This is a genomic window from Pseudomonas sp. (genome assembly GCF_048269965.1).
Classification (GTDB): Bacteria; Pseudomonadota; Gammaproteobacteria; order Pseudomonadales; family Pseudomonadaceae; genus Aquipseudomonas.
Genome location: NZ_JBLWTV010000013.1, coordinates 92,928 through 109,616, shown reverse-complemented (window position 1 = coordinate 109,616; position 16,689 = coordinate 92,928). Strand labels below are relative to the sequence as shown.

At 61.6% G+C, this 16,689-nt stretch carries 13 protein-coding genes; 4 read left to right on the top strand and 9 right to left on the bottom strand.

Annotated elements, in window-relative coordinates; all coding sequences use genetic code 11:
* Position 1 precedes the first annotated feature (1 nt).
* Genes pilQ through ACN0X6_RS16075 form a run of 5 tightly spaced genes read right to left on the bottom strand, consistent with a single transcriptional unit; the run spans position 2 to position 4,952 of the window.
* Entirely contained in the window at positions 2 to 2,119 is a 2,118-nt protein-coding gene (gene pilQ, locus ACN0X6_RS16095; RefSeq protein WP_417705406.1) for a type IV pilus secretin PilQ, read from the bottom strand.
* Between the two features lie 55 nt (positions 2,120 to 2,174).
* Entirely contained in the window at positions 2,175 to 2,699 is a 525-nt protein-coding gene (gene pilP, locus ACN0X6_RS16090; RefSeq protein ID WP_417705404.1) for a type 4a pilus biogenesis lipoprotein PilP, read from the bottom strand.
* The gene (gene pilO / locus ACN0X6_RS16085) at positions 2,696 to 3,319 is read right to left on the bottom strand and encodes a type 4a pilus biogenesis protein PilO (RefSeq protein WP_417705402.1); all 624 of its coding nucleotides are present in this window, start codon (positions 3,317 to 3,319) and stop codon (positions 2,696 to 2,698) included. Before pilO ends, pilP begins: the two co-directional genes overlap by 4 nt.
* The gene (pilN, locus tag ACN0X6_RS16080) at positions 3,316 to 3,888 is read right to left on the bottom strand and encodes a type 4a pilus biogenesis protein PilN (RefSeq protein WP_417705400.1); all 573 of its coding nucleotides are present in this window, start codon (positions 3,886 to 3,888) and stop codon (positions 3,316 to 3,318) included. The genes pilO and pilN overlap by 4 nt, the downstream gene beginning before the upstream one ends.
* Positions 3,888 to 4,952 (bottom strand): pilus assembly protein PilM, encoded by a 1,065-nt coding sequence (locus tag ACN0X6_RS16075; RefSeq protein ID WP_017678539.1) that lies wholly within the window; start codon positions 4,950 to 4,952, stop codon positions 3,888 to 3,890. The genes pilN and ACN0X6_RS16075 overlap by 1 nt, the downstream gene beginning before the upstream one ends.
* Positions 4,953 to 5,136: 184 nt before the next feature.
* On the opposite strand from ACN0X6_RS16075, the gene ACN0X6_RS16070 reads away from it, so the two are divergent.
* Positions 5,137 to 7,545, top strand: a complete 2,409-nt coding sequence (locus tag ACN0X6_RS16070) for a penicillin-binding protein 1A (RefSeq protein WP_417705451.1) — start codon at positions 5,137 to 5,139, stop codon at positions 7,543 to 7,545.
* A gap of 90 nt (positions 7,546 to 7,635) precedes the next feature.
* On the opposite strand, the gene ACN0X6_RS16065 is transcribed toward ACN0X6_RS16070, so the two are convergent.
* The 4 genes from ACN0X6_RS16065 to rpmE form a co-directional block, all read right to left on the bottom strand.
* The gene (locus tag ACN0X6_RS16065; protein WP_417705397.1) at positions 7,636 to 8,904 is read right to left on the bottom strand and encodes a malic enzyme-like NAD(P)-binding protein; all 1,269 of its coding nucleotides are present in this window, start codon (positions 8,902 to 8,904) and stop codon (positions 7,636 to 7,638) included.
* Between the two features lie 104 nt (positions 8,905 to 9,008).
* Complete coding sequence (locus tag ACN0X6_RS16060) at positions 9,009 to 10,445, bottom strand: M48 family metalloprotease (RefSeq protein WP_417705395.1); 1,437 nt, start codon at positions 10,443 to 10,445, stop codon at positions 9,009 to 9,011.
* Complete coding sequence (locus tag ACN0X6_RS16055; protein WP_417705393.1) at positions 10,442 to 11,242, bottom strand: thermonuclease family protein; 801 nt, start codon at positions 11,240 to 11,242, stop codon at positions 10,442 to 10,444. The genes ACN0X6_RS16060 and ACN0X6_RS16055 overlap by 4 nt, the downstream gene beginning before the upstream one ends.
* A 26-nt stretch (positions 11,243 to 11,268) precedes the next feature.
* Positions 11,269 to 11,481 (bottom strand): 50S ribosomal protein L31, encoded by a 213-nt coding sequence (gene rpmE / locus ACN0X6_RS16050; RefSeq protein WP_003459015.1) that lies wholly within the window; start codon positions 11,479 to 11,481, stop codon positions 11,269 to 11,271.
* 158 nt (positions 11,482 to 11,639) lie between these two features.
* On the opposite strand from rpmE, the gene ACN0X6_RS16045 reads away from it, so the two are divergent.
* From ACN0X6_RS16045 to ACN0X6_RS16035, 3 genes are all read left to right on the top strand, one after another.
* On the top strand, positions 11,640 to 13,859 hold the full coding sequence (locus tag ACN0X6_RS16045) for a primosomal protein N' (protein WP_417705391.1): 2,220 nt from the start codon (positions 11,640 to 11,642) through the stop codon (positions 13,857 to 13,859).
* Between the two features lie 268 nt (positions 13,860 to 14,127).
* Complete coding sequence (argS, locus tag ACN0X6_RS16040; protein ID WP_417705389.1) at positions 14,128 to 15,867, top strand: arginine--tRNA ligase; 1,740 nt, start codon at positions 14,128 to 14,130, stop codon at positions 15,865 to 15,867.
* Positions 15,868 to 16,542, top strand: a complete 675-nt coding sequence (locus ACN0X6_RS16035) for an SPOR domain-containing protein (protein WP_417705387.1) — start codon at positions 15,868 to 15,870, stop codon at positions 16,540 to 16,542.
* The last annotated feature ends 147 nt before the right edge of the window (positions 16,543 to 16,689 follow it).

Here is a 16,689-nt window from a genome sequence, read left to right as displayed (position 1 = left end):
GTCATCGGTTCACGGCAATGGCTTGGTTGTTCATGATGCGCGGAGTGATGAAAACCAGCAACTCGGCTTTGTTGTCCCGAACGATGTCTCGACGGAACACACGCCCCACGAACGGCAGATCACCCAAAAATGGCACCTTCTCGACCGCACTCGTCTGAGTATTGGAGAACACGCCACCGATGACGATGGTTTCACCATCATTGACCAGTACCTTGGCGTTGACCTCGTTCTTGTTGAGCGGAGGAACACCGTTGACCAGATTCGCGAAATCAGGAGCGTCTTTCGTGACCTTGACCTCCATGATGATGCGATTATCCGGGGTGATCTGCGGGGTGACTTCCAGCGCCAGCGCTGCCTCTTTGAAAGACGTAGTGGTCGCGCCACTCGAACTGGCCTCCTGATAAGGAACTTCCTGGCCCTTCAGGATCTTTGCCGTTTCCTTGTCAGAGGTGACCACTTTCGGCTGCGATACGATCTCGCCGTTGCCGGTTTTCTCCATGGCAGACAGCTGAAGGTCAAGAACGATGTTGCTGCCCAAATAACCTATCGCAATGCCAGATGTGCTGTTCTGCACCCCCATGTCGACGAAGGGCAAGTTGGCGAGGCCATCGTCCACCGTGGTATTACCAATGGTGTCGGTACCCAGGAACTTACGCTGCCCAGTGTCTTCATCGAAAATCTGCGCGCCATCTTTGCCACTGACGTCCCAGCGGCCATTACGCACCGACCCACCCCAACGCACGCCAAGCGCCTTGTCATAATCGACGTTGGCCTCGACGATACGCGCCTCGATCATGACCTGCCTGACCGGGATATCGAGTTGAGCGACGATGCGACGCAACTCGTCCAGTCGCTCCTGAGTCTGGTACGCGATGATGCTGTTGGTACGATCATCGACGGTGATGGAGCCACGGCTATCAGGCGTACCATCGGCGCTGGTGACCGACTGAAAGAGCTTGGCCATGTCGGTGGCCTTGGCGTAGTTCACCTGGATCAGCTCGCGGCGCAGCGGAGCAAGCTCGGCAATCTGTTTCTGCGACTCCAGCTCCTGACGCTCACGGGCAGCGATCTCGTCTGCCGGAGCCACCAGCAAGACGTTGCCAATCTGGCGCTTATCCAGGCCTTTGGTCTTCAGCACCAGGTCCAGCGCCTGATCCCAGGGCACATTCTGCAGGCGCAGGGTGATGTTGCCAGCGACAGTGTCACTCGCCACCAGGTTCAGGTCGGTAAAATCGGCGATCAACTGCAGGACCGAACGCACGTCGATGTCCTGAAAGTTGAGCGATAGTTTCTCACCGGTATAGGCGAATCGCTCAGCATTGCGACGCTCGACATCATCCTGGCTGAGCGGTTTTACGCTCAGGGTCAGTTTGTTCTCCGTCTGATAAGCCAGGTAATCGTACAAACCGACGGGCTCGATCACGATACTGGTCTTGTCTGCACTACCCGTGGCGCTGACGAACTGCACCGGTGTCGCGAAATCTTTCACATCCAGGCGTACACGCAGGGATTCAGGCAGCTCGGTTTTGGCAAAGTCCAGACGAATCTTCCCACCCTGCTCCTGGATATCAGGGTTGATCGAAGCGTCGGAAAGGGTAATGACGATATTGCCCTCACCCTGCTCGCCACGCTGAAAATCGATGTTGCTGATCGCTTTCGGTTGCGGCCCGTAGGTTTTCTTGGGCGTAACCGCCGCCACGGATGCAGGCGTCGAGGCAGAGGAGCGCGCCGCAGCGGCAGAGGAATCGCCAACCAGGACATACAGGTCATTGCCCTCGACTCGGGTGCTGTATGGCGCCAGATTGGTGAGATTGACGATCAGACGGGTACGGTCCTTGGCCTCGACGATGGTGACACTACGCGCATTGCCGACGCCCAGCTCACGATTCTTGGAACCCAGCTTGTTCGATACTCCCGGCAGGTCCAGAGCGATACGCGCAGGCTGCTCGATGGTATAGCCGCGAGGAGCCGTTACTGGCTCATCGAAGGAGAGCTTCAGCTCAACTCGATCACCAGGCAAACTGGCGACATTCAAGTCCTGAAGATTGGCCGCCAGTACCGCGGGCGACAGCAGCGCCGCCAGCAGAGCGACGCTAAGACGCGAAAGAGAGCTGTTCATTTTCGTATCCCGTGTGGCAGACAGATTATTTATATTCATTTCTCACCCCGCCCCGTCAGGAGCGCTCCTTCAAGGAAAGGCTGCGTGGTCGCTCAAGCCAGCCACCTTCGCCATCTGGAACAATTTCCATAACATCGATCTTGGAGTCATCGATCACGAGAATCTTGCCGTGGTTACGCCCAAGAAAGTCACCTACTTTTACACGATGGACACCACCCGCGCCGTTAACCAGAGCGAATAACTGGCGATCATTTCTCAGCGTGCCAACCATCTCGAACGTTTCAATGTTGAACCCTTCGAGGAATTGCTTGACACGGCTTTCATCAGGCTTGATCTCTGGCGCCCCTTTCTGACGAGTGACGACATCGATTTTGACCGGGGGCTGAAAAGGGCTGCGCAAAGACGCCGCACGATAAGTGAAACTTTCATAAGGCTGAAAAGTTGGCAGCGGCTCGATAGCGCCTTTGGGCTTTGCGCGCACTTCATCCATATAGACACGCAAATCGGAAAAGTCACCACCGACACCGCACCCGGCCAGAAGAGAGAATCCCGCCACCAGAACCAAACGAGAGAAACTCATTGTTGAGCCCCCTTATCATTGTAGCGATAGGTCTTGGCCATGATCTGCATGTTCAGGCGACTGGAGCTTTCAGCACTGGCGGGCGCCAACTGGAAGTCATGCAAGGTGACGATACGCGGCAGGCTGGCAACACCACTGACGAAGGTCGCAAGGTCGTGATAACCACCGGTAACTTTGATCTGGATCGGTAATTCGATATAGAACTGCTGAGCCACTTCCGGCAACAGCTTGATCTCTTCAAACTCCAAGCCACTGCCCAAACCGGTACGGGTAATATCTTCCAGCAAACCCGGAACTTCGGTATCGCTTGGCAACTGACGCAAAAGAGCGCCAAAGGATACTTCCATCTCCTGCATCTGCTCCTTGTAGGCCTCAAGGTTCGCCGCCTGAAAAGCCTTGCTGGAGAATTGCTCCTTCAGCGTCACCTCTTCTCGCTGACGCTGCTCCAGCATGCTTTGCAGATCCTTGAGGTGAAAGTTGTAGCCCAACCCCAGAACGACAATGAGCAGTAGCAAACCGGCAATGAATTTGACCGCACCAGGCCACGACCCGACATTGTTCAGGTCGAGATCATTGACATCAATGCTGCGCAGGCTGTCCAAGGAATTCTTAATACTCATTGCGCCGCCTCCGCTTTTTCCTGATCAGGCTGCGTCTGCTGGACCGTCAGCTGAAACACATTCGCCTGATCCAGGGCCCCTGCTGTAACAGCTTTGACTTCGGTCAGATTGGGAGCGGTCAACCACTCGGAACCGTCCAGGTTACGCATCAGATTCGAGACGCGGTTATTCGATTCGGCCGCACCAATGATGGCAATGCTCTTGCCCGCCATTTTCACATCGGTGAAATACACGCCGTCCGGCAGCGTTCTCACCAACTGGTCGAATACCCGACCGATGATGGGCCGATTACCCTGCAGGTCCTGAATGATCTTCATACGCTCCAACAATTGCTGGCGACGCGTTCTCAACTCACTGATTTCCTTGATACGCGCATCGAGAACTGCGATTTCCTTCTTTATGAAGTCATTTCGCGCATTCTGGTTACTGATCGCCGCACTGAGAAATTGATCCCCCAGGAACACCAAACCAGCCGCCACAATGAGGACACCGACAAGGCTCACCAGAAACCGCTGTTTGCGCTCCTCGCGCAGCTGTTCACGCCAGGGAAGTAGGTTAATCCGCGCCATCAGTCGAAACTCCTCATCGCCAGACCACAGGCAATCATCAGTGCCGGCGCATCACTGGCCAACGCACCGGCGTTGACCTTGCTGCTCAGTGCCATATCGGCAAAGGGATTGGCCACTAGCGTCTGCGTACCGATCTTCTGCTGGATCAGCCGATCGAGATCAGGAATGGACGCGGTGCCGCCAGCCAGGAGGATGTAGTCGACATCGTTGAATTGCCCGGCGGCGAAGAAGAACTGCAGCGAACGCGAGACCTGCTGAACGACAGCTTCCTTGAACGGCTGCAAAACCTCACTGTCATAGTCATCCGGAAGACCGCCTTGCTTCTTGGCAAGACCAGCTTCCTCGACCGACAGACCGTAGCGACGCTGGATTTCCTCGGTCAGCTGCTTGCCGCCGAAAAGCTGCTCGCGGGTGTAGATGGTGCGGCCATTGTGCAGAACACTGAGCGTGGTCATCGTCGCGCCAATATCCACCACCGCGACGGTCAGCTCGTCGTGACCGCCACCCAGCTGCGCCTCCAGCAGACCGTAGGCGCGCTCGAGGGCATAGGCCTCGACGTCGACCACTTTCGCGGTAAGCCCGGCGAGCGCCAGAGCTGCCTCGCGAACCTCCACGTTCTCCTTGCGGCATGCAGCCAGCAACACCTCGACCCGCTCGGGGTTGCGTGGCGCCGGCCCCTGCACTTCGAAATCGATGGCGACTTCTTCCAGCGGGTAGGGAATGTATTGATCGGCCTCGATCTTCAGCTGGTTTTCCAAGTCGTCCTCGGAAAGACCGGCTTCCATTTCGATGGTCTTGGTGATGACAGCCGAACCCGCCACAGCAACGGCAGCCGTCTTGACGCCGCTCTTGGCCTTGGCCAACACGCGAGAGAGCGCCTGACCGACCCCCTCCAGCTCGGCGATGTTCTTCTCTACCACTGCGTTAGGTGGAAGCGGCTCGACTGAATAAGCCTCTACCTTGTAGCGGCTTCCCGAGCGACTCAGTTCGAGGAGCTTGACCGAAGTCGAGCTGATATCAATCCCCAGCAGCGTATTCGCTTTCTTAGTGAAGAGCCCTAGCACGACCGTTTTCCTATTGGCATCCGCGACTTACGGACTATTTATGTTTTTCCACATTAAATATCAGTCTTGACAGAAGCGCAAATGGCTCCCCGGGAAAAAAAACGCTTATAATGTGATCAGCTTTTCCCTTTTTGCCTCGACTCCTGCTTAACTCATTCTTTTACTTGGAATTCCGAACATTTTGATACGCCTGCTGAAGTTCATCTGGTGGTCTTGCGTTGCCGTTTTTTGTGGGCTGTTGCTCAGTTTCAGCGGCGCGTTTCTTTATCTTAGCCCGACCCTTCCGTCCGTCGAATCGCTGCGCCAGGTGCAGCTGCAGATACCTCTGCGTGTCTACAGCAGCGACGCCAAGCTGATCGCCGAGTTCGGCGAGATGCGCCGTTCGCCCATTCGCTTCGACGAGATCCCCAAGGCATTCATCAGCGCCCTGCTGGCTGCCGAAGACGATAATTTCGCCAATCATTATGGCGTCGATGTGACCAGCCTGATGCGCGCTGCCACGCAATTATTGAAAAGCGGCCAGATTCAGAGCGGTGGCAGCACCATCACCATGCAGGTGGCGAAGAATTTCTTCCTCACCAGTGAGCGCAGCTTCTCACGCAAGGCCACCGAAATTCTCCTGGCGTTGCAGATCGAGCGCGAGCTGAGCAAGGACGAAATCCTCGAGCTCTACGTCAACAAGATCTACCTCGGCCATCGTGCCTATGGCATCGAAGCGGCCGCACAGGTGTACTACGGCAAATCGATCCGCGAACTCAACCTGGCGCAGATGGCGATGATTGCCGGCCTGCCGAAAGCACCATCGCGCTACAACCCGCTGGTCAACCCGACACGGGCCAAGGAGCGCCGCGACTGGATTCTCGGCCGCCTCTACCGCCTCGGCCGCATCGACCAGGCCAGCTACGAGCAAGCATTGGCCGAAGAGGTCGACGCCCGCTATCACGTTCCGACTCCGGAACTGAGCGCTCCTTATATAGCCGAGATGGCGCGTGCGGAAATGGTCGGACGCTATGGCAGCGAGGCTTATACCGAAGGCTTCAATGTCACCACCACCGTACCCAGCCATCTGCAGGAAGCGGCCAATACCGCGCTACGTGACGGACTGATCGCCTACGACCAACGACACGGCTACCGTGGACCCGAGAGTCGCTTGCCGGGCATGACCCGCGAAACCTGGCAGGCCGAGCTGGGCAAGTACCGCAGCATCGGCGGCCTGGAACCAGCGGTGGTTACTCAGGTCGAGAAAAGCGGCATCCTGGTACTGACCCGCAACGGTGAAGAACAGGCTGTGCCGTGGGACAGCATGAAATGGGCACGCCCGTTCCTCAACACCAACAGCCTGGGCCCGCGACCACAGCAGCCTGGCGATGTCGCCCTGGTCGGCGATATCGTTCGCGTGCAGCGCCAGGACGATGGCAGCCTGCGTTTCACTCAGGTTCCAGCGGCGCAGAGCGCGCTGGTTTCCCTCGACCCATACAGCGGCGCCATTCAGTCGCTGGTCGGCGGCTTCTCATTCGACCAGAGCAACTACAACCGCGCCGTGCAGGCCAAGCGCCAGCCGGGCTCGAGCTTCAAGCCCTTCATCTATAGCGCGGCACTGGATAGCGGCTACACCGCTGCAACGCTGGTCAACGATGCACCGATCATTCTCTCCGACGATTACCTGTCGCAGAAATGGCGCCCGAAGAACGACAACAACACCTTCCTCGGCCCGATTCGGATGCGTGAAGCGCTGTACAAGTCGCGCAACCTGGTTTCCATCCGCCTGCTGCAGGACATGGGGATCGATCACAGCATTCGTTACATCGAGCGCTTCGGCTTCGAGCCACAAGATCTGCCGCGCAACCTGTCGCTGGCACTCGGCACCGCCAGCCTGACCCCCATGGAAATCGCCGAGGGCTGGGCCACCTTCGCCAATGGCGGTTACAAGGTCGAGCCCTACCTGATCGAACGCATCGACGATCGCGATGGCAAACCGCTGTTCCGCGCCAACCCGGCACGCGTGCCAGGCAGCGCACCGACCGAGGAGAACGCCAGCCTTGCCGTCAACGCAACCGATGAGTTGCCGCTGGAAGAACCCAAGGTCGCCGAGCAGATCATCGACGAACGCACCGCCTACATCATGACCAGCATGCTGCAGGACGTGATCAAGCGCGGTACCGGCCGCCGCGCTATGGCCCTCGGACGTAGCGACCTGGCGGGCAAGACCGGCACGACCAACGAGTCCAAGGACAGCTGGTTCTCCGGCTATAACGCCGACCACGTGACCACCGTCTGGGCAGGCTTCGACCAGCCCGAAAGCCTGGGCCGCCACGAGTACGGCGGCACTGTCGCGCTGCCGATCTGGATGAACTACATGGGCGCGGTACTCAAGGATCGCCCCAACCATCCGCCCAAGGAACCCAAGGGCCTGCTGACGCTGCGAGTCGACCCGATCAGCGGCCGCGCTGCAGCACCTGGCACGCCGGACGCCTACTTCGAACTGTTCAAAAGCGAAGACTCGCCCCCCTCGATGAGCGAGTTCGAACCTGGCATGGGCGTTCCTGGCAGCCCGCTGCCGGCCGACGAGATGGCACCGATCGACTTGTTCTAGGGCGAGGCTCAGGCGACAGCAAGCGTTGCCTCGAGCCGAATCACAGGCAATAAAAAACCCGCCGAAGCGGGTTTTTTATTGCTCGACCGATCAGCCGTTGAACACTTCATCCACCGATTTCAGCGGATAGTGCTTCGGATAGGGCAGAGTCGCCACACCGGATTCGATGGCAGCCTTGGCCACGGCATCGCACACCACGGTGATCAGACGCTGGTCCATCGGCTTCGGAATGATGTACTCACGACCGAACGACAGCGCGATACCGCCGTAGGCGTCGCAGACGTCCTGCGGTACCGGCAGCTTGGCCAGGTCGCGCAGTGCCAGCGCTGCGGCGATCTTCATCTCTTCGTTGATGCGGGTGGCGCGCACGTCCAGAGCACCGCGGAAGATGAAGGGGAAACCCAGCACGTTGTTGACCTGGTTCGGGTAGTCGGAACGACCGGTGGCCATGATCACGTCGTTGCGCGTCTCGTGCGCCAGTTCCGGCTTGATTTCCGGGTCCGGGTTGGAGCAGGCGAAGACGATCGGGTTGGCCGCCATGCGCTTGAGATCTTCCGGGCTCAGCAGGTTGGCGCCAGACAGGCCGACGAACACATCCGCGCCGTCGAGCGCATCGGACAGGGTGCGACGATCGGTCTCGTGAGCGAACACCGCCTTGTACTGGTTCAGATCATCGCGACCAGCGTGCACCACGCCCTTGCGGTCGATCATGAAGATGTTCTCGACCTTGGCGCCCATGCTCACCAGCAGCTTCATGCAGGAGATGGCGGCGGCACCAGCGCCCAGGCAGACGATCTTCGCCTCTTCGAGGGTCTTGCCGGCGATTTCCAGGGCGTTGAGCATGCCGGCAGCGGTAACGATCGCGGTGCCGTGCTGGTCATCGTGGAATACCGGGATGTCGCACTGCTCGATCAGCGCGCGCTCGATCTCGAAACATTCGGGGGCCTTGATATCTTCCAAGTTGATGCCGCCGAAGGTGATGGAGATGCGCTTTACGGTGTCGATGAAGGCCTGCGGGCTTTCCGAATCGACTTCGATATCGAACACATCGATACCTGCAAAACGCTTGAACAGCACGCCTTTGCCTTCCATGACCGGCTTGGAGGCCAGCGGACCGAGGTTACCCAGGCCGAGGATGGCGGTGCCATCGGAAATAACGGCTACCAGGTTGCCCTTACCGGTGTAACGGTAAGCCAGCTCTGGGTCACGAGCGATTTCGCGAACCGGCTCAGCGACACCCGGGCTGTAGGCCAGCGACAGGTCGCGGGCAGTAGCAGTGGCTTTGGTCAACTCGACGCTCAGCTTACCGGGGCGGGGCTGGGCGTGATATTCGAGAGCGGCAGTTTTTAGATCTGACATAGTGGCATTTCCGCTTTTGTTGGCTGTTGAACGGGCAGGCGGCCGAGGATACGCAAGTTGTATACACCTGCACAAGACCGTTCGGTCGCGATTGAAGCGCCGCACTAGCGCAGCGTTTTCAGCCACTCGCCGGGGCGCGGTTCACCGCTCGGATAGAGCCCGTTGAGCAGCCTGAGCTGCGCCTCGCCATCAACCGCCAGCGGCGAATCCTTGGCCAAGGCAGAGATGCCCTGCCCCGTCCTGGCCCGCACCAGCCGCAGGCGCACCGGCTCGGCCAGCTTGCGTTCGGCCGCCTTGAGCGGCCGGTAACTGCGGATGACATCGAGGAAGCGCTGGTCCTCGGTTTCCAGCGAAGCACGCCCCTTCACCGCCGCCACGAACAGGTAGGCATTGTCGCCGCGATAGATCACCGCAACGCGCCGCGCCGCCTGCTCCTGCAACACCGCCGTATAGCCCTGCAGCGCCCCCAGCTTCAGCTCCTCACCCGCTACCAGGCGCTGGTTGCCGGCACGCTTGCGCAGGAACTCGGCAGGCGAAAGACCTTTTTCCACCGCCTCCAGGGTCATGGCGATGAAGGCTTGCTCATCCGGGGTGTGGCCGATCAACACATCCGGGCGATTGACCAGTTGCCAGCCCTGCGGGTAGGTCAGGGCGAAGCCCAGCTCGCCGTGATAGAAATTGCGCCCACGGCGAATACCGCTGGCAGCCGAATCACCGAACACCAGGCCGTCGAGCATCTGCAGGAAATTGTCGCGCCCCACTTCCTGATCGCCACCCACCAATGCACGCGCCGGGCCAATGACTTCCTGCAGACGTCGATCATTGTCCGGGTGCGTGTCGAACAAGCCGTGGTAGCCACCCATCGTGGTTGCTTCGCCCCGCTTGGCAGCCTGCTCACGAGCGAAGTCCTCCTGCCCCTTGAGCACCTTGACCACTTCGATCATCGCTTGCGGATCGTAGCCACCACGCGCCAGGTATTGCGCGCCCAGGCCATCGGCCTCCAGCTCCATGTCGCGCCCGTAGCCGCGCACGAAGGCGTTGCCCATGGCGCTGGTCAGATCCCCCACCGCCCCGACACCGGTACCGATGGCCGCAGCCTGACCGAGCAAACCCCAGGCCGTGGACTGACTTTGCTGGCGCACGCTATGGCGCGCGGTCACGTGACCGACCTCATGGCCCAGCACGGCCGCCAGCTCCGCCTCGGAGTTGAGGTAGGCGAGCAGGCCGCGATGGATATAGATGTAGCCCCCCGGCAGGGCGAAGGCGTTGACGTCCGGACTGTCCACCAGGGTGAAGACGTAGTTGAGCTGATTACGATGGCTACTGCGCGCCACCCGCTCGCCGACGCGCTGGATATAGGCCTGCAGCCTGGCATCTTCGTAGCGCGGGTATTGCTTGAGAATTTCCTGGTTGTAACGCGCGCCAAGATCCAGCTCCTGGCGCTCGCTCATCATCACGAAGTCGGTGCGGCCAGTAGCGGGATTGACCGCACAACCCGCCAACCAGCTGCAGAACAGGCACAGCGTCAATGCACGCATCATGGCAACACCTCCAGCATCGCCGAATGGGTAAGCGGCAGCATCCAGCGCGCCTGCCCGGATTTCAAGCCGCCGCGACCCTGACGATCGATGACCCAGCCACGCGCCTCCACTCGCCGCCCTTCGAGTTTCTGCAAGGCATGCATGTCGAACTCACCAAGCAGTTCTGGCGCCACGCGCAATACCCGACCACCATCGAGATCGAGCCAGAGGCCGCCGCGATTGCGCTGCACGCCAGTAACCCGCCCACCGAGCAGGGCGAAACCGCTCGCCTTCAGTTGGCCGGCCGTCGTCACCTGCTCATCACGCCACAAGCCAAGCCGCTGGCTGCGCGCCATGCGCTCGGCTTTCGCCTGGCAAGTCACCAGTGCCGCATTGGGCGCCACCGCCACCATGAAGCCGAGGCCTTCGCCCAGGAGTTGCGCTTCGAGATTACGCCCCTGGCGGTCATAAAGGTGGGCCAGGGTACGCCCGTAGCGATCCTTGCGCTGCGCGCCGTAGAGCAGACCAACCCGACCATCGCTGGCATCGACCAGCGCCTGCAAGCGGCGCTTGGCCTGCACCGCATAAGGCTCGTCGCTACGCCCCTTGCGTCCCAGCTCGGGCGCATTGATGCCGATCAGGCGGATGCTGCGCCCGTCGACCAGGCGCACCGTGTCACCATCGACCACCTGGCGCACGGCGACCTGCGCCAGATCGGCGCGCTGCGGGCAGAAGGCCTGGGCCAGATCGGCGCCAAGCAGAGAAACGAAAAAGGCGCCCACCAGGGACGCCTTTTTCAGATTCACGGACAGGTGCATGGCACGTTCCGTTATCGTTCGGTCGCTTACTTGGCGCCGAATACGCCGAAGCGCTGCTTGAAGCGATCGATACGGCCGCCGGTGTCCAGCACTTTCTGCTTACCGGTGTAGAACGGGTGGCACTCGGAGCAAACGTCGAGGCTCAGGTTCTTGCCCAGGGTGGAGCGGGTCTTGATCACGTTACCGCAGGAGCAGGTAGCGTCGATTTCGACGTAGTTCGGATGGATATCGGCTTTCATCGTGCTTTCCTCAGGGTAGTCGTGCCGCCACCCGACCAATGTCAGGCACCGCACAGAAATAGGCCGCGCATCTTACCAGACGCGCAAGCCGATGCAAGCCACGCAAGGCACCGGTCGTCGCGTGCTAAGATCGCCGGCCTGTCAATGGAGCTTCTGGCTTGCCCAACCTGATCCTGCGCCTCGCCCTGCCCTCGCCGCTGCGCCGCCTGTTCGACTACCTCGCCCCCGCTGGCGTGTCGCGCAGTGCCTTGCAGCCCGGCGTACGCCTGCGCGTGCCTTTCGGTCGGCGCGAGATGATCGGCGTGCTGGTGGAGGTCGACACTCAGAGCGACGTCCCCACCGACAAGCTCAAGCCGGCCCTGGAACTGCTCGACGCCCGCCCACCGCTGCCGGCGTCGCTGTTCAAGCTGTGCCTGTGGACGGCGCAATACTATCAGCACAGCCTTGGCGACACCCTGAGCTGGGCCTTGCCGGTACTGCTGCGCCAGGGCGAGCCGGCTGAAACCCGCCAGGAGCGCTACTGGCTGGTCAATAAAGACGCCAGCGTCGACGACCCACGCCTGACCCGCGCCCCCCGCCAGCGCGACGCACTCAAGGCGCTGGCGCAACATCCGCATGGCGTGGCCCACAGCCTGCTCAGCCAATTGCAACTCAACCGCGACAGCCTGCAGTTGCTGCATGAGAAGGGCCTGGTACGGGTCGAGGTGCGCCGCACCCAACCTCATGCCAAGCCGGCGCACTGGCTGGCACAACCGGAACTGCCACTGAACGCCGAGCAGCGCGCAGCGGTGAATGCCGTGGCGTCGAACTGGGACCAGTTCAATGCCTTTCTGCTCGCCGGCGTCACCGGCAGCGGCAAGACCGAGGTCTACCTGCAATTGATCCACCAGTGCCTGGAGGCCGGCAAGCAGGCGCTGGTACTGATCCCGGAGATCAACCTCGGCCCGCAGACCTTCGACCGTTTTTCCCGCCGCTTCAACGCGCGCATCGCCTTGCTGCATTCGGCGGTGAATGATCGCGAGCGCCTGGACGCCTGGCTGGCCGCTCGCGACGGTGAGGCCGACATCATCATCGGTACGCGCTCGGCGCTGTTCACGCCGATGAAGAACCCAGGACTGATCATCGTCGACGAAGAACACGACGCCTCTTATAAACAGCAGGAAGGCCTGCGCTACCACGCACGCGACCTGGCGCTGGTCCGTGCCCGACAGGAAGACGTGCCCATCGTGCTCGGTTCGGCGACGCCCTCGCTGGAAAGCCTGCACAACGCCCACAGCGGCCGCTACGCCCTGCTCAAGCTGACTCAGCGTGCCGGCGGCGCCAGCCAGCCGCGCTTCCTGCGCCTGGACGTGAAGAGCCGGCCGCTGGACTCGGGCATCTCCGGGCCGATGCAGCAGGCCATCGCCCAGACCCTGGCGGCCGGCCAGCAGGTGCTGGTGTTTCTCAACCGCCGCGGCTTCGCCCCAACCCTGCTCTGCCACGACTGCGGCTGGCTGTCCGAGTGCCCGCGTTGCGATGCACGCATGACCGTGCACCAGCGCTACCAGGAACTGCGCTGTCATCACTGCGGCCATGTCGAGAAGCAACCGAGCAACTGCCCGAAATGCCAGCACGTCGACCTGCGCCCGGTCGGCGCCGGCACCGAGCGTGCCGAAGAGCGCCTGGCGGTACTGTTCCCCGACTACCCGGTGCTGCGCATCGACCGTGACAGCACCTCGCGCAAGGGCGCGATGGATCGCCTGTTCGCCACCATCAACAAGGGCGAGCCGTGCATCCTGGTGGGCACCCAGATGCTTGCCAAGGGCCACCACTTCCCACGGGTGACGCTGGTGTCGATTCTCGATGCCGACGGCGGTCTGTTTTCCGCCGATTTCCGCGCCAGCGAGCGCATGGCGCAACTGATCGTGCAAGTAGCCGGTCGCGCTGGCCGCGCGGAGGAACCGGGCAAGGTCATCATCCAGAGCCACCTGGCCGACCATCCGCTGCTGGTACAACTGACCGAGCAAGGCTACTTCGCCTTCGCCGAACAGGCACTGAGCGAACGTCGCGGTGCCGGCCTGCCGCCGTTCTGCCACCTGGCACTGCTGCGCGCCGAAGCGCACAAGCCTGGCCAGGCGGAAAGTTTTCTCGATGAAGCCTGCAGCGAGGCCGAGCATTTACTGGGGGAGCTGGGCTTGACCGGCATCGAACTGCTCGGCCCGGTGCCCGCGCCGATGGAACGTCGCGCTGGGCGCTTCCGTGCGCAACTGCTGCTGCAGGGCAATGCCCGCGCACCCTTGCACCGTCTGCTCAACCACTGGCTGCATGCGTTGGAGCAAATGCCCAGCGGCCGTGCGGTACGCTGGTCGCTGGACGTCGACCCGATCGACCTTTTCTAAGCGGCACGCTGCAAGCCTCAAGCGAAAGCTAAAACGCGTATTTCCCTTTCGCTTGCAGTGCGCCCATGAAAAGCAGTCCGTAGGGTGGGCCGGGCGGCGTCCCGCTTCAGCCCACCAACAGCGGTTAGCCTAGGTGGGCTGAAGCCCACCCTACCCACTCCCCACGAAAACGCGGCACGCTTTTCCTTGCCGCTTGTGGCTTGCAGCCTGTAGCTGCTCTTATAATGCGCAGTTTTCGACCAAAGCCCCAAGGCAACCCGAGCCGAACATGAAAGACAGCATTCGCCACCTGATCCAGCAAGCCCTCGACCGCCTGACCGCCGAAGGCGTGCTGCCTGCCGGCCTGACGCCGGCCATCCAGGTGGAGAACACCAAGGACAAGAGCCACGGTGATTTCGCCAGCAACATCGCCATGATGCTGGCCAAACCCGCCGGCATGAAGCCGCGCGACCTGGCCGAAAAACTCATCGCAGCACTGCCGGCCGACGAGCAGATCACCAAGGTGGAAATCGCCGGCCCCGGTTTTCTCAACTTCTTCCAGAACAGCGATGCCCTGGCCCAGCACCTGGAAGCGGCACTGGCCGACACCAGGCTCGGTGTGCGCAAGAACGGCCCGGCGCAGCGCGTGGTGGTCGACCTGTCGGCGCCCAACCTGGCCAAGGAAATGCACGTCGGCCACTTGCGCTCGACCATCATCGGCGACGGCGTGGCGCGCGTACTGGAGTTTCTCGGCGACACGGTGATCCGCCAGAACCACGTCGGCGACTGGGGCACCCAGTTCGGCATGCTGCTGGCCTATATGCAGGAAAACCCGGCCGCCGCCGAAAGCGAGCTGGCCGATCTGGAAGGTTTCTACCGCGCCGCCAAGAAGCGCTTCGACGAATCCCCTGAGTTCGCCGACCGCGCCCGCGAGCTGGTGGTGCAACTGCAGGCCGGCGACGCCGAGTGCCTGCGCCTGTGGCACCGTTTCAACGACATTTCCCTGTCGCACTGCCAGGCGCTGTATGACCGCCTGGGCGTCAAGCTGAGCATGGCCGACGTCAAGGGCGAGAGTGCCTACAACGACGACCTGCCACAGGTAGTCGCCGACCTCGCCGCCAAGGGCCTACTGACCGAAGACAACGGCGCGCAGTGCGTATTCATGGACGCGTTCAAGAATGCCGAAGGCAACCCGCTGCCGCTGATCGTGCAGAAGGCTGGCGGCGGCTACCTGTACGCCACCACCGACCTGGCTGCGACCCGCTACCGCGCCGGCACGCTCAAGGCCGACCGCGTGCTGTACTTCGTCGACCAGCGTCAGGCCCTGCACTTCCAGATGGTCTTCGCCTGCGCGCGCCTGGCCGGTTTCGTCCCCGCCAGCATGGAAATGGAACACATGGGCTTCGGCACCATGAACGGTCCGGACGGCCGCCCGTTCAAGACCCGCGATGGCGGCACCGTGAAGCTGGTGCACCTGCTCGACGAAGCCGAACAGCGCGCCTACAGCCTGGTCAAGGACAAGAACCCGGACCTGGCCGAAGACGAGCTGCGCAGAATCGCCCGTGTGGTCGGCATCGCCTCGGTGAAGTACGCCGACCTGTCCAAGCACCGCACCAGCGACTACAGCTTCAACTTCGACCTGATGCTCAGCTTCGAGGGCAACACCGCGCCCTACTTGCTGTACGCCTATACCCGCGTGACTGGCGTGTTCCGCAAGCTGGGCAAGAGCGTGGACGAGATCGGCGGGCAGATCACCCTGGTCGCCGAGCAGGAACAAGCCCTGGCTGCCAAGCTGGCGCAGTTCAACGAGCTGCTCGGCAACGTCGCCGACAAGGGGACGCCGCACATGCTCTGCAGCTATCTGTACGACCTCGCCGGCCTGTTCTCCAGCTTCTACGAAAACTGCCCGATCCTGAGTGCCGAGGACGAGGCCACGCGCGACAGCCGCCTGCGCCTGGCTGCCCTGACCGGCCGCACGCTCAAGCAAGGTCTGGAGCTGCTCGGCCTGGAAACTCTGGAGCGGATGTAAATGGCAGCGCGCAAGAAACCGGCGCCGAAACGCGGCGCCAGTCGCTATCAGGCCCCGGCGAAGAAGCCCGTACCGGGCTGGATCTGGCTGGCCTGCGGCCTGGTGGTCGGCGGTTTCTTCATGTTCCTGTTCAGCCTCGAACCGGGCCGTGACGAGATCAAGCGCGACAAGGGCGAACAGGTACGCAGCACCAAACCCGAGCCGAAGCCGACGAAGCCCGAACCGGCCAGACCCAAGTACGACTTCTACACCCTGCTGCCGGAGTCGGAAGTGATCCTGCCGCAGGCCCTGGAAGAAACGCCACCTCCCATGCCCGAGCAGAAACCGGTCACCCCGGAAGAAGCCGCGAAGATCGATGCCGCCCGCGCCGAAGCCGCGCTCAATGGCCAGGTGCCCCCGCCCGCGCCGCCGGTGCTGGCCAGCGCGCCGGTCACCACGCAGTTCTTCCTCCAGGCCGGCTCCTTCCGCAAGCGCGACGACGCCGACGGCCTGCGCGCGCAGATCATCCTGCTCGGCCAGAATGTACGCGTGGAAACCGGCAAGGTGCGCGAGGAAACCTGGCACCGCGTCCTGGTCGGCCCCTTCGCCAGCCGCGAGCAACTGGCCAGCGCGCAGAAGACCCTGGCAGCCGGGGGCTTCAGCAACCTGCTGTTACAGCAGCGCCAGGTCCGCTGATCGCCTGACAGGCCGTTGAAAAACGTAGGCGAGGCAGGCTGGCCGAGGCAAAAATAGCCGAAAAAGCGCAGTTTACGCGTTGTAAATGAGCATTTTGAGGCTGTTTTTAACGACGGCCAGGCAACGCAGGTAGTTTTTCAACAGCCT

Excerpts from the sequence above, each read along its gene's own strand:
- pilQ (WP_417705406.1), bottom strand. The coding sequence starts at position 2,119 with ATGAACAGCTCTCTTTCGCGTCTTAGCGTCGCTCTGCTGGCGGCGCTG.
- ACN0X6_RS16035 (WP_417705387.1), top strand. The coding sequence starts at position 15,868 with ATGGCAGCGCGCAAGAAACCGGCGCCGAAACGCGGCGCCAGTCGCTAT.
- pilP (WP_417705404.1), bottom strand. The coding sequence starts at position 2,699 with ATGAGTTTCTCTCGTTTGGTTCTGGTGGCGGGATTCTCTCTTCTGGCC.
- ACN0X6_RS16065 (WP_417705397.1), bottom strand. The coding sequence starts at position 8,904 with ATGTCAGATCTAAAAACTGCCGCTCTCGAATATCACGCCCAGCCCCGC.
- pilO (WP_417705402.1), bottom strand. The coding sequence starts at position 3,319 with ATGAGTATTAAGAATTCCTTGGACAGCCTGCGCAGCATTGATGTCAAT.
- ACN0X6_RS16060 (WP_417705395.1), bottom strand. The coding sequence starts at position 10,445 with ATGATGCGTGCATTGACGCTGTGCCTGTTCTGCAGCTGGTTGGCGGGT.
- argS (WP_417705389.1), top strand. The coding sequence starts at position 14,128 with ATGAAAGACAGCATTCGCCACCTGATCCAGCAAGCCCTCGACCGCCTG.
- rpmE (WP_003459015.1), bottom strand. The coding sequence starts at position 11,481 with ATGAAAGCCGATATCCATCCGAACTACGTCGAAATCGACGCTACCTGC.
- ACN0X6_RS16055 (WP_417705393.1), bottom strand. The coding sequence starts at position 11,242 with ATGCACCTGTCCGTGAATCTGAAAAAGGCGTCCCTGGTGGGCGCCTTT.
- pilN (WP_417705400.1), bottom strand. The coding sequence starts at position 3,888 with ATGGCGCGGATTAACCTACTTCCCTGGCGTGAACAGCTGCGCGAGGAG.